The 16468-nt window shown below is 26.5% G+C and carries 14 protein-coding genes; 8 read left to right on the top strand and 6 right to left on the bottom strand.

Annotated features, from left to right (window positions below):
- Nucleotides 1-58 precede the first annotated feature (58 nt).
- A complete protein-coding gene (locus tag SCULI_RS04425) occupies nt 59-850 on the top strand; it encodes a hypothetical protein (RefSeq protein ID WP_025363433.1) in 792 nt (263 codons plus the stop codon).
- Between the two features lie 28 nt (nt 851-878).
- Nucleotides 879-1655, top strand: coding sequence for a hypothetical protein (locus SCULI_RS04420; protein WP_025363432.1), 777 nt, complete (start codon nt 879-881; stop codon nt 1653-1655).
- A 103-nt stretch (nt 1656-1758) separates the two neighbouring features.
- Here SCULI_RS04420 and SCULI_RS04415 read toward each other — a convergent pair whose 3' ends face one another.
- The 6 genes from SCULI_RS04415 to def all read right to left on the bottom strand — a co-directional run bounded on the left by SCULI_RS04415 (nt 1759) and on the right by def (nt 9288).
- Nucleotides 1759-3000, bottom strand: a complete 1242-nt coding sequence (locus SCULI_RS04415; RefSeq protein ID WP_025363431.1) for a serine hydroxymethyltransferase — start codon at nt 2998-3000, stop codon at nt 1759-1761.
- A gap of 106 nt (nt 3001-3106) precedes the next feature.
- A complete protein-coding gene (locus SCULI_RS04410) occupies nt 3107-4003 on the bottom strand; it encodes a hypothetical protein (protein ID WP_025363430.1) in 897 nt (298 codons plus the stop codon).
- A gap of 85 nt (nt 4004-4088) precedes the next feature.
- On the bottom strand, nt 4089-5102 hold the full coding sequence (locus tag SCULI_RS04405; RefSeq protein WP_025363429.1) for a hypothetical protein: 1014 nt from the start codon (nt 5100-5102) through the stop codon (nt 4089-4091).
- Between the two features lie 86 nt (nt 5103-5188).
- A complete protein-coding gene (locus tag SCULI_RS04400; RefSeq protein WP_025363428.1) occupies nt 5189-6706 on the bottom strand; it encodes an APC family permease in 1518 nt (505 codons plus the stop codon).
- A gap of 3 nt (nt 6707-6709) precedes the next feature.
- A complete protein-coding gene (locus SCULI_RS04395) occupies nt 6710-8428 on the bottom strand; it encodes a ribonuclease J (RefSeq protein ID WP_201767146.1) in 1719 nt (572 codons plus the stop codon).
- Between the two features lie 251 nt (nt 8429-8679).
- The gene (def, locus tag SCULI_RS04390; RefSeq protein ID WP_084656592.1) at nt 8680-9288 is read right to left on the bottom strand and encodes a peptide deformylase; all 609 of its coding nucleotides are present in this window, start codon (nt 9286-9288) and stop codon (nt 8680-8682) included.
- 89 nt (nt 9289-9377) lie between these two features.
- Between def and rsmD the strand changes: the two genes are divergently transcribed.
- The 6 genes from rsmD to SCULI_RS04360 all read left to right on the top strand — a co-directional run bounded on the left by rsmD (nt 9378) and on the right by SCULI_RS04360 (nt 16429).
- On the top strand, nt 9378-9953 hold the full coding sequence (gene rsmD / locus SCULI_RS04385; RefSeq protein ID WP_025363425.1) for a 16S rRNA (guanine(966)-N(2))-methyltransferase RsmD: 576 nt from the start codon (nt 9378-9380) through the stop codon (nt 9951-9953).
- Nucleotides 9946-10824 carry a guanylate kinase gene (gene gmk / locus SCULI_RS04380; protein WP_025363424.1) on the top strand — a complete coding sequence of 293 codons (879 nt, stop codon included), beginning with the start codon at nt 9946-9948 and terminating at the stop codon, nt 10822-10824. The genes rsmD and gmk overlap by 8 nt, the downstream gene beginning before the upstream one ends.
- On the top strand, nt 10814-12082 hold the full coding sequence (gene rsmB, locus SCULI_RS04375; RefSeq protein ID WP_053230340.1) for a 16S rRNA (cytosine(967)-C(5))-methyltransferase RsmB: 1269 nt from the start codon (nt 10814-10816) through the stop codon (nt 12080-12082). Before gmk ends, rsmB begins: the two co-directional genes overlap by 11 nt.
- 63 nt (nt 12083-12145) lie before the next feature.
- Nucleotides 12146-14545: a hypothetical protein gene (locus SCULI_RS04370; RefSeq protein WP_025363422.1), complete on the top strand. Its 2400-nt coding sequence runs from the start codon at nt 12146-12148 to the stop codon at nt 14543-14545.
- Nucleotides 14546-14607: 62 nt separating this feature from the next.
- Complete coding sequence (gene rlmN / locus SCULI_RS04365; protein WP_025363421.1) at nt 14608-15681, top strand: 23S rRNA (adenine(2503)-C(2))-methyltransferase RlmN; 1074 nt, start codon at nt 14608-14610, stop codon at nt 15679-15681.
- A complete protein-coding gene (locus tag SCULI_RS04360; RefSeq protein ID WP_025363420.1) occupies nt 15671-16429 on the top strand; it encodes a PP2C family protein-serine/threonine phosphatase in 759 nt (252 codons plus the stop codon). The genes rlmN and SCULI_RS04360 overlap by 11 nt, the downstream gene beginning before the upstream one ends.
- Nucleotides 16430-16468 lie beyond the last annotated feature (39 nt).

The following is a 16468-nucleotide window of genomic DNA, read 5'->3' as shown; positions in this document are numbered from 1 at the left end:
TCATACCTTATTTAGTAAATACATTAAAAATATCAGTATTTTATTTTATACTTACAATATGAAAAGAAATATAAGAACAATTGACAATACTGGATGAATAAAAAACTTATTTATAATTGACCAAGATCTTTATTTAGTTGTAAATAAGGAAATTTTTAAAATAGCTATTGAACAAGTAATTGAAAATTTAAAAAATAAAGCTGATTTAAGTCGATATTTTTTAGCTTATCCTTTTGACTTTACAAATAGAGACCAAAATAACATCAACTTAACAGAATGTGAATTTGTAACCAAATTAGAAAGTGAAATTATTAATGTTTTTAAATATAATAATCAATTAATTTATACAATCTATGAAAATAAACAATATTTATTAATTAATGAATCTCAAACTTTAAAAGTTGAAGCAAAAATTTTGAATGTTATTAATGATCAAATAATTGCATTAAATCAGAATGAACAAGTAATAGTTTTGAATAGTGATTTTCAAATAGTAAAAACTTTAAATTTTAAAGCCCTTGAAATTATTGGTTTTAATGATTTATATATAGTTTTGAATAGTGATTTTCAAATATTAAAATATGATCTAAATTGGCAATTAGTAGAAACCCTAGTTGATTCACAAGAACCAAAACATATATTTTATTTAAATCAAAATAACGTTTTAATAAGTTATCGAAACCAATATAAGTCAACTTTATTTAATATTAATACCTTTAAAGAAGTTGATTTTGTTGATTTCTACATTAATATTGCTGTTTTAGTAGAACAAAATACATTATTAACTAAAACATTTATTCAAAAAAATGATATTATATTAGAGACTATACTACTTAACGTGATAAGCTAGCATAAACAAATAAATAGGAGATATTTTTATGAACGGAATTTGAAACGATCAAAATGGTATGTTTCCAGATTGAGCAAGATACATCATATTGGCAAGTTGTACTTTTATTACAATTATTGTAATTTTGGCAACAGCTATCAACATTTCAGTATATCTAAGTTCAAAAAAAAGGGAATCATCAATTAACCAAAAAGAGTTATTTGAAAAACTTTCAAGACAAACAGGGTACAACGATATTAAATTATATTATGGACAAAGAAAAAGATTTAACAATCACTTTAACTATAGATCTGCATATCAAGAATTACACTTACCAAAGTGATATGAAGATACAAATAGTCAAAAAGGTACAATGTTAATGTTGTACAACTTTACAAATATTTTAGATATTCGTCAACAAGCAACAAACTTTTGAAGTAGATCAATTTATTGTCATATTTTAGCTGCATTTGGAGTTTTATTAAACTGAGGAGCTTTCATTGCAGCAACAGTTGTTTCTGTTGGATATACAGATATTTACAACTTGGCATATATTTATTCATCATTATGTGGCTTAGGTTTATTATTAATGGCTTTAGGATGACTTTGATGATCAAAAATCTTTAAAAAAATGATTAAGAAAATTGAAGAATTAGCTGAACCAAATTTAGAACCAGCAGAATACAAATATATTATTAAACAATTTAAAAATCAAGCAGTAGTTCCATTTACAATTAACACAAGTATTAGAACTCATAGAAAAGTTGTAAATAAAGAAGCAACAAAATATGATGGTTATACTGAAGCACAAACTGCTGCTCAATAATTAATATAAAATTTAAATGATTTTCACACGAAAATCATTTTTTTGTTAAAAGATAAAAATACTCATACAAATTTGTATGAGTATTAAACTTTTTATTTTATTATTAGTATTTAATATCAGTATAAATTGGAAAGTTATCACATAATTGTTTAACTTCTTGAGCTAATTGATCTAAATTTTGGTCATTGTGATCTTTTAGAGCTTTTGCAATGATTTGTGCAACAGCTTTAAATTCTTTTTCTTTAAAACCTCTAGTTGTCATTGCTGCACTTCCAAGTCTAATTCCAGAAGTGTTGACTGGTTTTTCACTATCAAAGGGAATCATGTTTTTATTTACAACAATTCCAATTGATTCTAAAATAGATTCAGCTTGTTTTCCAGTAACTCCCAATGAGTTTTTCACTTCAACAATAACTGTGTGGTTTTGCGTTCCATTTGCAATTAAACGAATGTTATTTTCCATTAAAGTATCTGCAAGTGCTTTTGCATTTTTAATAACTTGTTGAGCATATTGTTTAAATTCTTCACTTGATGCTTCACTTAAAGCTTGTACTTTACCTGCTATTTGGTTTTCTAAAGGACCACCTTGAATTCCAGGAAAAACTGCACTATCTAATTTTTTGCTAAATTGTTCTTTACATAAAACAATTCCTCCACGTGAACCTCTAAGAGTTTTATGAGTTGTTGAAGTTACAATATCTGCATAGGGGAAGGGGTTAGGATGAACTCCTCCAGCAACCAAACCAGCAATATGGGCCATATCAACCATAAAGTAAGCATCAATTTTATCGGCAATTTCTTTAAAACGTTTAAAATCAATAATTTTTGTATAACTACTTGCTCCAGCCAATATTAATTTTGGTCGATGTTCTAAAGCTAATTTTTCAACTTCATTATAGTCAATTTCTTCAGTTTCACGATTGACTTTGTAAAATACAAAATCATATAGTTGACCTGAAAAATTAATATTATATCCATGTGTTAAATGGCCTCCAGCATCTAAACTCATTGATAAAACTTTATCCCCTGGATTTAGAAGAGTTTTATAGGCTGCTTCATTTGCTTGACTACCTGAATGAGGTTGTAAGTTTGCATGGTCTGCATTAAATAATTTCTTGGCCAGTTCAATTCCATAACTTTCAATTTCATCAATAAATTGACAACCCCCATAGTAGCGTTTTCCAGGATAACCCTCAGCATATTTATTTGTTAAAACAGAACCATTTAATTGTAAAATTGCTGGAGAAACATAATTTTCAGAGGCAATTAATTCAATGTGGTTTTTTTGTCTATTCAATTCATTTTTTAATGAATCAAGTATTCTATTATCAATATTTTTATTCATATTATTTCTCTCCTTGATAAAGATTTTATCTTAAAAAAATTAATTTAAAATAAAAACTCTTCTAGTTTTATAGAAGAGTTTTTATGAAAATTTTTTAATTTATTTTTTAAGCTTTATTGAAGCTATTTTCTTTTTCACTCAATTTTGAGTAAGCATTGTATTCAAATTCGCCTTGTTTTGCTCAAATTCCTTTAATACAATGTCAAGCTGTATACATGATAAATAATTGTCTTGTAATAATCATTGAAACATACATAAAGTTAAATAATGAACTAAAGAAACCACGTTGTCTATCAAATAATGACGCAATTGCATTTAAGATTGTTAATACAGATCAAATTAAGATTCATATTAATACAATAGTTGCAAAAATTAAATTGAAGAATGCTATAAAGTTCATAATTGCTCTTGAACCGTTTGAGTTTTCGTATCTTACTAGAGCATTTTTACCAACAAATAAAATAATATTGATTAAACCTCAGAATAAAATTGTTCCAAGAACAGATCATAAAATAATATTTGCAGTTGAATTAGCAGCTAGAGTATCTCAACCATTTCCATCTGTTAAAACAGAAGCGAATGTAAGCATAGCAACTCCAGCTGATGATGCAGCTGAGATTCCATAACCTCTAGATATAGAAATTTTTGGAGTAACACTTGATTTAACATTAATATTTGGCAAACTCATTAAAATGAATGGTGTAAATAATCCTCCAACTGATAATGAGAACAATACTAAGATGTATCTATTGTTTATAAATGTTACATCATCGCTAGTTTTGATGAAGTGAATAATGTAAGCTTGGAAAGCAATACTCATAGTTGCAAAAAACATAGTTACACTAGATCATAATGCAAATTCAAATTTTTGATCTTTAAGATTTAATCAATCTGGACTTGAAAATGCAAAGATTAAGAATGCTGCTAAGAATACTGAGGCAATTAATCCAAATCAGTTAAATAAAGATGCCATTGTTTTGACTCTACCGATCGGGTTTGACATATTTTCGACCCCCCTTCAAAGATATTATATATATTATTTCTATAAAATATTTTTATAAAAAAAATTACACCTTAGTGTGTAATTTTTAGTCAACGGCTGATTTAGAGTTACCAATTAATACATAATGAGTTCCAATTGCTTCATTTTTGCTTGTAATTGCAAGGTAGAAGTAGGGGTTTATATCATAGTCTAATTCGTAATTGTTTTCTAATTTACGACCCAGTTCATATTTGCCTTTTTCATTTTCAATAGCACTTCAAACTTCTACAATTGGTGTATCAATTGTAGCTAGTTTAATATCATGAACTTCATTGATATATTTCAAGATTTTAGCTTGTAGTTCTTTTGCTATTTGTTGATCTTCTGGGTTTGGAGGATTTTGTGCATTACCATTAAAACGTTGTAAGACCTGACTTACATAGTATACTACTCCTTCTTCAGGCATTTTTATTCCAATATATGGACCATTATCAACATGACTAATATCAATGATAATAGTGTATTCAACTGTTAAAGTATTTTTGTGTACTTTTAAAGTTTTTTCGATATCTGTATATGGTCTATAAGAAGGCACTTCAGTTACTCTAACATTTCTAAAGAACTTAGGATCGTCATCTTCATTATTTCTAACTTCAAAATCAGCTAGTAAAGTAATTGAATATTCTTCTTGAGCATTTCCATTTCCTGCAGAAATCTGTGAAATCTCAAAACGATGATTAATAACTTTTATATATTTATTATCTTTATTTAGAATTTCATTAAAACGATTGATATCAAAGTGAGGATTAATTGAAGGGAAAGTAACTGTATCTAACTTTGTTTCTACATAAGTTAATTTGTATTTGTTTGATTTAAGATCTGCACCTGTTTTTTTAATATCATTAATTACAGATTGCAATCCTTCAACTTCAATATCATGTGAACCTATTAAGGGTTTACCATCATTTTTTATTTTTGAAAGATCATTTGAGTATGAAAATTCTTTAGCAATTATGGTTTCAGGAACATTTTCGTCATCGCGTAATGAAAAAATGACGATTGGAGCAGCAACACTAGTTGTTAGTGCAACACTTGATAATACATAAAGTAATTTTTTCATAAAAATCATATCCCCCTTAACACTTATTTGTATAATTATATCTTTAAAATAAAGAAAAAACATTCACTATGTGAATGTTTTTATAACTATTTAATAATTGTAAATACTTTTTCGTATTCTTGTAATTTATTTAATTCTTCTTTATTTTCTTGAATTTTTACCATTTGTTTTTTATGGTATCCAAAGTAGATTCCAATTGCAGCACAAGCAATTAATACTAAGTAAAATAATTGGAAAGCTCCAGCAATAATACTTGTAAGTTCTTTACTTATAAATCCTTCAACAACACCTTTTGCTCATAAAGCTAAAATGAAGATTAAGAAGATAGTTGTTAATGTTCAAGCAATGTATTCTCAAACACGAACTTTAATGTTTTTACGCATTCCTTGTACCATAACTACTGCAATTATTAATAAGTAGATTGAAATCAAGATAATTGAAGCACAACTTGCAAGTGTACCATAGTTAAATGGTGTTGGTTCACCTCTAAATCCTTGAATTAAATCAGGGATTAAGATAAATAAAATAAATGTAAATGTAAATAATGATCCAGTTGCTAAAACTCCAGCTACAGGAATATTATCTTTATTTTCTCTATTTAAAGCACCTGGCAACATTTTTTGACTTGCAAGTGGTTCAAGTGTTGCTCCACCAAATAATGTAATTTGTAGTGAAGAGTTAAATCTCATTAAAATTGTACATACAACTACTAAAATTGGTCCAAATGTTTTTAAGAAATCATTATTAAAGGCATCAAATATTTGCATATTTGGATTTCCTTCAAAATCGACTGTTACTGCCATCATTATAATTGCAGTAAAGATAATGTAGAACAATGTTGTTAAGATTAAGATTACAATAATTGCAATGGGCATATTTTTGTTTCTATCTTTTATATTTTTTCCTGTAGTAATAAAAGTTTCAATTCCACAGAATGCAAAGAAACAAGTTGTAAATGTTGATGCAAAGTTGTCAAAACCTAATTGTGCACCTTGTTGGTGTTCGAAACCATTGTTTCCATCAATAAGGTTCATTGAACCTCCAACTAATCCAAAAATCATTAAAATGATAGTTAAACCTCAAGTTGAATATCCAATAATTGTTGAAAATATTTTATATTTTTTTAATCCTAAAAAAATGATTGTGATAGCAAATATGTATAAAGCATATGAAATTAAATCTAAGTATAAGCTACCTCATGATCCTCATTGACCTCATTCACCATCTTTATAACCTACAAGGTTAAATTCTCCACCATCAAAGTTTGCTCTTATCATTGAAACTAATAAGGCCATACCAATAACTGGAATTACTGCATAATTTAATAATCCCATTACAAGACCTCAGAATTTACCAAAGGCAACTCTTGTATATTGGCTTCCTCCACCATTAGCTTCAGGGTGAACTTGAACTAATTTTCCAAAAGATCAAGCACACATAAAAGCAATAACACCAATTACAGCAAATATTCAGTATATATGTAGTCCTACACCATCATTTCCAAGAATGGCTGCAAAACTAGCAGTAAATGTAATTCCTGCAATAAAACAAAATCCAATTCAAATGATATTAAATAAACTTAGTTGTTCACTTTTTGTTTTCATTTTCTATTTCCCTTCAATTTTTTTATTTAAGATAACTGGAATAATTAAAGGATTTCTTCTCTTATATCTAAAGATAAAAGGAGAAAGATTTTCCTTAACTGCTGCTTTGATTGCTCCAAAAGTTGGTTTTGATGAATTTAAAACTCCCAAAACAGCTTGTGTTACGATATTAATTGATTCAGCAATAACGTTTCCACTGTCTCTTACATAGAAACTTCCTCTTGAAACAATTCTTGGAGGTGCAGACAATTTATTAGCTTGTGAATCAATTGAGATGATTACAGCCATTAGCCCATCACGACTTAGAATGTTTCTTTCACGAATAACGTTACTTGCTTTTCCTGTCATGTCTTTTCCATCAATAAAGACAGCTTCAGCAGGTATTCTTTTACCAACTTCTGATTGACCATTATGTAATAAGATTTGATCACCGTTTGCAACAACAAAGACATTATGTGGTTTAACATTTACTTTTGTTGCTGTATCTCCGTGAACTTTTAACATACGATACTCACCATGCATTGGCATAAAACATCTTGGTTTTAATAATGTAAATAATAATTTTTGTTCTTCTTGACTTGCATGTCCAGAAGTATGAATTTTTTGTTCTGTATTATTTTCAATTACAATTGCTCCAATTTTTGTTAGCTTGTTGACAACATTTTCAACATCAGCTCTGTTTCCTGGAATTGGAGAAGAAGACATAATAACTGTATCTCCTGGAATTAATTTAATTGTTGGGTGTTCAATTCGTGCAATTCTTGAAAGAGCAGCCATTGGTTCACCTTGACTTCCTGTACATAAAATCATAATTTGATTTTTTGGATAGTTTTCAATGTCATTTGCTTTAATGAACATTTTGTCATTAATATTTAAATGACCCATTTGACGAATTATTTTAATAATTCTTTCTAAACTTCTTCCAATAACAAGAATTCTTCTACCATATTTGTTTGCCAATTCAATAATATGTTGAATACGGTGAACATTAGAAGCAAATGAAGCAATAATAATTCTTCCTTTTGCTTTTAAGAAATGTGTATCAATATTTTGAATAACTTTTCTTTCTCCTAAAGTATAACCTTCAACTTCAGCATTTGTTGAATCTGCCATTAATAATTCAATTCCTTCATTTCCTCATTGACTTAATCTTGAAATATTGGCGCTATGTCCAAGTGGAGTTCAGTCAAATTTATAATCTCCTGTTGAGAAGATTGCTCCATTTGGAGTTGAAACATGAATTCCAAATGCATCAGGAATTGAGTGGTTAACTGCTGCAAATTGAACTGTGAAATTTTTTGTTCCATAAACATCATTTTCAACATATTCTTTTACAACTGTTTTATTTTGTAATTTATATTCTTTTAATCTATCACGAATCAATGCAGCAGCTAATTCTGGGGCATAGATTACAGGTACATCAACTTGTTGTAATAAATAGGGGATTCCACCAATATGATCTTCATGACCGTGAGTGATAAATAGTCCTTTTAGTTTTGAATTATTTTCAACTAAATAACTAAAATCAGGCACTACAGCGCTAACTCCAAGTTGAGTTGCATCAGGGAATTTGACCCCAGCATCAATCATAATAATTTCATCATCGTATTCAATACAATAAGTATTTTTTCCGACCTCTTCAAGACCTCCTAAAGCAAATACTTTAGTTGGATGAGGTGCAGATTCTAACTTTTTCTTTATTGGATCAGAATTGCTAGGCATTTTTTTAATCTCGATTTTTGCTTCAAGATCAGCAACAATGCTTACAACCTTTGAATCTTTCTTTTCCATTATATTTCTCCTATTTGGTACAAAAAATTTGCTCTAAAAAAAATAATTTTTTTAATTATTAAATTGTTTTAAATATTATTCAATCACTAATTTTAGAACAGAATTTTCGTTAGTTATATTTTATCAAATAAAGATTTAAAAATATAAAAAAAATAAATAAAAAAGGCGATAGTTTTGCCTTTTTAAATCATGATTCAATTTTCTTCTGTAAGCTGGGGATCTTTTTGATTAATTCGATCATAATATAGTTTTCCATGATTGTGTTCAATTTCATGTTGAAAAACAATTGCTTGATAACCACGTAAAGTTAATGTCACTTCTTGTTCAGTTAGTCATTCATAACCTGTTACTTGGATTTTATAACTTCTTGGTACAATTCCATGTTGATCAACATCAACACTCAAACAACCTTCACCACCATTCAAATAGGTGATTTGTTCACTTTGTGCAATTATTTTTGGATTAATCATTGCAAACTCTTCAACATCTCCATTTTCTTCATCTCATTCAAAACGAACAAAGAACATATTTGTATTGCTTCCGATTTGGGGAGCTGCAAGTCCAACAGCAGGGCGTAAATAATCTGAATTAGTTTTTTGATTTAGTTCACCATCTTGTGAATAACGTACAAAATCAATTAATTTTTGCATTACAAGAGTATGTTCTTCATTTAGTGGTAAAGCTACATCAACACTTTGATTGCGAATCACTTCTGGTTGACTATCTTTTCATAATCACTTGTTAGTTGGAATTTCAGTTTGTAATAAGTCTTTTGTAATATCTAATTTCATTTTTTTTACCTCAATTTTGATTATATCTCAAAAATTATTTTATTTAGTTTATATTAATTATAGAAATAATTGAAAGGTTGGTTTAATTTATGAAAGTAATTAGTGGTAAGTATCGTGGAAGACATTTAAAAACTCTTGAAGGTCAAAACACAAGACCAACAACTGCAAGAGTTAAAGAAGACATGTTTAATATTTTAAATAATTATTTTATTTTTGAAAATAAAACTAGTTTAGATTTATTTGGTGGAAGTGGTGCTTTATCAATTGAAGGTTTATCAAGAGGAATTAAATTTGCCTACATTAACGATCATTATAAACCAGCGTTAGAAATTATTAAAGAAAATTTATACAATATTGATAGCAATGAATATCAATTATTAAATTTAGATTATGGACAAGTTTTAAAATATTTAAAATCAAATAATATTTATATTGACTTAATTTATTTAGATCCCCCATTTGCACAGGTACAATACTATTATGATTTTTTCAACTATATTAATGATTCCAAAATTTTAAATAATTATGGTATAGTAATAACAGAATCAGAGAGTCCTTTGGATTTAACCCAATTGGATTTTCTTGAATTATTAAAATATAAAGAATATAAAAATAAACATCTTTATGTTTTACGAAATGAAAAAGAGGGCGATCAAGATGAATAAAAAAGGTAAAATTATTATTCTTTCAGGACCATCAGGAGTAGGAAAGGGAACTGTTAACAAAGCTTTAAGACAAGATAAAAGTTTAAACTTAGTTCAATCAGTTTCTATGACTACAAGACAGGCTAGACCTGGTGAAGTTGACGGAGTAGATTATTTCTTTGTGGATAAAGATACATTTAAAGATGCAATTCAACATAACGAATTAATTGAGCATGCAGAATTCATTGGAAACTATTATGGTACTCCAAGAAAAACTGTGCACGATAAAATTACAAAAGGTGAAAATGTTATTTTAGAAATTGAAGTAATTGGTGCAACACAAGTGTTGAAAAAAGAAAAAAAAGAAAACTTAGTTTCAATCTTCTTAATGCCTCCAAGTTTAAAATCTCTTGAACAAAGATTAAGATCAAGAGGAACAGAACAAGAAGACATTATCAAACAAAGATTAGACAAAGCTTTATTAGAAATTCCTTTGAAACATCAATATCAATATGTAATTGAAATTGATAGCATTGAAAATGCTGTTGCAAAAGTAAAAGATGTATTAACAAAAGAAAATACTCTTGCAGTTGGACCTGAAAAAAGTTTATATGCAAAATTAAGAAATGAAGTTAAAAAAATTGTAATTGGTCAATATTCATTCTTTGTTGAAAACTGAAAAGAAAATGTTGAAAAAGTAGGTGGACAAAAAATCGAAGAAAACTTTGATTTCCAAAATTACTTAATTGATATTTTAACAGATAAAATATATTCACATGTTTTAGCAAATGAAGAACTTTCAATCTTAACAGATCCAGAATTTGTTGAATCAATTGTTGAACATTTCATGATTGATGTTAACTTCTTTAGTATTGAACAACATGCTTTATAGAATGAATTCAAGATTTAAGGCGTGAGAAATTATTTATAAAGTAATTGTGGAAAATCAATTTTCAAATAAACTTTTAAATAATTTAGCAAAACAAAAAGCTATGTCATCATCTGACATAGCTTTTATTTTTAAATTAGTTTATGGAACAATTCAATACAAAATTTATTTAGAATATGTTGTGAATAAAATAATTGATGCATCAAAAACAAATATGAAAATTCAAATTCTTTTGTGAATGGTTTTATATCAAATGAAATTTTTAAATCAACCAGATTATAGTATTGTCAATGAAAGTGTAGAAGCTGCAAAGTTAATTGATAAAAATAGTAGTGGTTTTGTAAATGCAATTTCAAAACAATTATTAAATCAACAATTGTGAATTGTTGATATTAAAAATAAGCAAAATATTTTTCCTTTAAAAAATGGTTTTCCATTTTGATTATTTCAACAAATTAAAAATGATTATGGAATTGAAATTGCAAATCAAATTGTTCTCTCATCAAATCAAGATAAAAGAATTTCATTTAGAGTAAATGAAACTAAAATTTCAAAACAAGAATTATATTTGAAATATAAAGATGACTATCAATTAGAAGAATCCAAGATTGCTTCTAACTGTTTAATTGCAAATAAAAATATTATTGCAAGTGATTTAATAACTCAAGGATTAATTTATATTCAAGATGAAACTAGTATTTTAGCTGTTGAACAATTAAATTTAAAATCAAATACAAATATTTTAGATTTATGTTGTGCACCTGGAGGAAAACTTTCTTATATGTGTGCAATAGTGGACAAAAATACAATTATTGATGCAAATGAAATTAATAATTCAAAGGAAAAAATTATTTTAGAGAATCTAAATCGTTTAGATTTAAAAAATTTTAATTTATATTTTGGTGATGGAATAAAATTCAACTCACAAAAAAAATATGATTCAATAATGTTAGATGCTCCTTGCTCAGGTTATGGTGTTTTAAAAAGAAAACCAGAAATTAAATTAAAAAAATATTCAAATGAAGAAGTTGAACAATTGCTTTTAACACAAGAAAAATTATTAGATAATGCTGCAAGTTTACTAAATGCGGAGGGCTCAATTTTATATTCAACTTGTACAGTTAATAAAAAAGAAAATCAAGATCAAATTCAAAAATTTTTAACTCGTCATAATACTTTTAGAATTATATTTGAAAAACAATTTTTTGGTTTTGAAGGCAACAATAATGGATTTTATATTTGTAAAATAAAGAAATTTTAATTTCTTTATTTTTTTTGTCATTTTGTCATTTTTTTTGACGATTACTATATTGGGAGGAAAAAAATGAAAATATTATTAAAATTATTATTTGTAGGGTCATCATTTTCACCAACGTTTATCACTGGTAAAATTGTAAAAGACTCAATACAACAAAATAAATCAAATTATAAGTTTCATGAATATAAAGATAAAGTGCAAAACAATATTAGTTTTGCATATCCAGATTCATATTCTAGAAATTATGATGAGTTTGAATATAAAGATAATTCAAACTATGTTAAAAAAAGTTTTAATGAATTTTATTCAATTAAAAAATTAAGAATGGAACAATATGAAAAATATTTTGAAAATTCTAAATTAACTTTTAACTTTGATAGTTCACTTAGAAGGTGGACATCAACTTCAATTGGACAAATAGAAGCTGCTAATAACAATTTTATTACTGAAAATGAATTTCAAGTAACTTTAAATGAACGTCAAAAATTTATTGAATTCAATAATGTTTATTCATATCAAAATAATAATGCTGATTCTTTTATTCAAGTTGATATTACTATGAGAATTGAGAGAGTTAAACAAAATGGAGAATGAGGTTTAAACTTTAATGGAATTATTCAACAAGAAATAATTATAGACCCAATCAATAGTTGAAAAGAACATTATCAATACACAGGAGCAATTCTTTCTAAAAATCAAGGTTTAAATTTAAGTAATATTGAGATTGCTTTTCAAACAAAAGAGAAAGAATTAGAAAAATCTGATTTACAATTGCCAATATTAAAATTAGATAGTGATATTAACGGACCTAATATTAAAAGTATTATTGAAAGAGCCCTTAGAAATGATAAAGAATTTTTAAATGAAATAGGTTTGAATTCAACTAAAAAATATAAGTTTGTTGATATTAATGCCCAAGGAATATATGCTAGTTTTAAAAATAATGATGTTGTAAAATTAACTCTTAGAGATAATCAGAACGAATATACTTTTTTAACAAGACTGACAATGCCTAAATTAAATACTATTAAATTTTTGAATTTTGACAGAACAACAAATGACATTGATCATTTTTCCCAGCAAGTTTATGAGATTGCAAAAAAACTTTTTGATATTAAAGACGGAAGTTTTAAATTTGTTAAAAATTCAACTGTTAATATTGAGGGAATTAAACAATTCAATGCAAAATATGCTACTAGTCTTTTAGAATTTTTATATACTTCAAATGACGGAATAAAAAATAGTATCCAAGTAGTTTGTAATAATGTTTTTAGATTAGAAGATAAAGGTAAACGCAAAACCTGAGATGATGTTGATTATAAATTTTTGCCAAACTTTAAAGATGACATTAAATTTGAATATACAGATTTTGATGACAAATATTATGAACCTATAAAACCAACTAGCATTTCTTTATCAGATAAAAATATTGTAATTATGAAAGGTGATAAGAAAATTATTTATTTTAAAAATTATAAATATTTTTTAAATTTATATTTTCAAACACCCCCAGAAGTTAAGCTTACAAGAATTGCAGAAGATAAAATAATGCTTGAAGCACTTGAAGTTTGAAAAGGAGAAATTGAAATTGATGCTATTAATGCCAATGAAATTTTTAAATTAGAGATTGAAGTAGTTAGTGACACAATTAAAGATTTTGAAATTACAAATAATATTGAACTTGAGAAGGGGATTACAAAAGAAATAAAATTTGATTTTATTGATCCAAAAGATAATCTTGCAGTTATTAATACAAATAAAAATTTAGAAGTTGAATTAATTGGAAATAAATTATTAATAAAATCAAATTCTCTTGAAGAACAAAAATTTAAACTTTTTTCAAATTTAACAAAAAAACAATTAGAAATTACAGTAAATACATTATTAAAAGTTATTGAACCTATATTTGAAAATAACTTTGAAGTTTTTGAAACTAATAAGGTTAATACATTTCAATTTAAAAATAAAGCACAAATTAATTTTTCAAAACTTGAAATTCAAAGTGATGAATTAGATATTGATTTAGTAAATGAGACATTTAATTTTTATAATTCAAAACCTGGGAGTTATATTGTTAAGTTTAAATATTTTAATTATGAATTTTCTCATGAAATTATTTTAACTAATAATTTAAATTACAAAGAAACAACAATCTATTTAGATGAACAAAATCAATTTGAATACTTATTAGAAGATCAAAAAATATATCATCAAAGTTCATTAATAGAGTTTAATATTGTTGAAAATAAAATTATGGGTACAGTTAATCAGTTAGAACAAACAATCATTCTTTATAAAGAAGGAACATTTAATACTTTAAAGTTTAGTAATGAGCAAAATCCATTAAGCCCAGAAACTCAAAAAACTAAAGATAATAAATTATCATGATTAATTCCAATAGTTCTTATTCCAACTGTTTTAAGTATTTGTGGATTTATATTTGTCTACTTAAAAAGAAAAAAATAATACCAAGGGTATTATTTTTTTAAACCTAATATATGATAAAATAAACATTGGAGATTTTTTGTATGGAAAAAAACAGTATATTTAAATACACAATTGAAGACCTTGAAAATATTTTAAGTGAAAATGGATTTAATAAATTTGCTGCAAAACAAATTTATGATTGAATTTATGTAAAACTTGAAAATGATTTTAATAATATGACAAATTTGAGTAAAGGATTAAGAGAATTTTTAATTGAAAACTACACAGCACAGCCATTAAAAGATTTAGTTGTCAAAGAGTCAACTGATGGAACAATTAAAATTTTATTCATGTTAGATGATAAAAGAACAATTGAAACAGTTTTAATGCCTCAAAAATATGGACAATCTGTATGTGTAACAACACAAGTTGGATGTAAAATGGCATGTAAGTTTTGTGCTTCAGGTTTAATTAAAACTGAAAGAAATTTAGAAACAGATGAAATTGTAAGACAAATTTTTACAATGAATAAATTATTAAAAGATAAATATAGCTATGATCCAGAAAATCCAAGAGCAAGAGTAAGCCACATTGTTGTTATGGGAATTGGTGAACCAATGGATAACTTTGATAATGTAATGAAGTTTGTGAATATTGTAAATGATCAAAAAGGATTTCAAATTGGAGCACGTCACATTACAATCTCAACTTGTGGTGTTGTACCAAAAATTAAACAATTTGCAGATTTAAAAACACAAGTTAACCTTGCGATTTCACTACATGCTCCAAATAATGAAGTTAGAAATCAAATGATGCCAATCAATAGAGCATTTCCAATTGAAAAATTAATTGATTCAGTTAAATACTATATTGAAGTAACAAATCGTCGTATTACTTTTGAATATATTTTGATTGATAATGTTAATGATTTGCCAGAGCATGCTTTAGAACTTTCTAAATTAATTAGGGGAATTAATGGATATGTCAACTTGATTCCATACAATGAAGTTGAAGAAAATCCTTATAAACAATCAACTAAGATTGAACAGTTTTTTAAAATTTTAAAAAAACAAGGTATTAATGCTATAGTAAGAAAAGAATTTGGTGCAGATATTGATGCTGCATGTGGACAATTAAGAGCAAAAAGAGAAGGTGTCATTGGAAATGAAATTTAAACACACATTACTAACAGATATTGGAAATTATCGTAAGGCCAATCAAGATTATTTAGACTTTGCAACTAACAAAGCAGGAGACGCTTTTGGAATTGTTTGTGATGGAATGGGTGGTCATGCTCATGGAGAAGTGGCATCAAAAATAGCTGTTGAAAAATTTATGGAACTATTTAAAGCAACTACTTTTGAAGGTTTAAATCAAAAAGCAATTAATAGATGATTGCGCAATTGTGTTAGTGAAGTTTTAAATGAAATGGTGGATCATTCACATGAACATTTAGAAACTTTAGATATGGGAACAACTTTAACTGCAATCTTATTTACACAAGGAGCTGCTTTTGTAATTAATATTGGAGATTCAAGAACTTATAAAGTTGTTAACAATAAATTATTTCAAATTTCTCAAGATCAAAACTTGTGAAATTCAACTCCAGAGGCTGAAAGAAAAGATATTCAAATGTCTGGAATGTATGAACGTGCTAATGAAGTTACTTTTTGAAAGGTTTTAACAAGTGCACTTGGGCCTCAAAAAACCTTAAGAATTGATACTTATTACATTGAAAGTCCAGCTGGAATTTATATTTTAACAACAGATGGAGTTCACGATTATATTGATGAAGATGTAACAGCTGCAACTCTAGTTAATCCAAAAATGAAATTAAAAGAAAAAGCACATATGATTGTTGAAGATGCAAAAGATAATGTCTCAACAGATAATTTATCAATTTTAATTATTGAAGCAGAGTAATATATTTACTTTGCTTTTTTTGTTATTATAATGTTGTAA

This window comes from Spiroplasma culicicola AES-1 (assembly GCF_000565175.1).
GTDB lineage: Bacteria > Bacillota_I > Bacilli_A > Mycoplasmatales > Mycoplasmataceae > Spiroplasma_A > Spiroplasma_A culicicola.
This window is presented reverse-complemented; position numbering and strand designations above follow the sequence as displayed.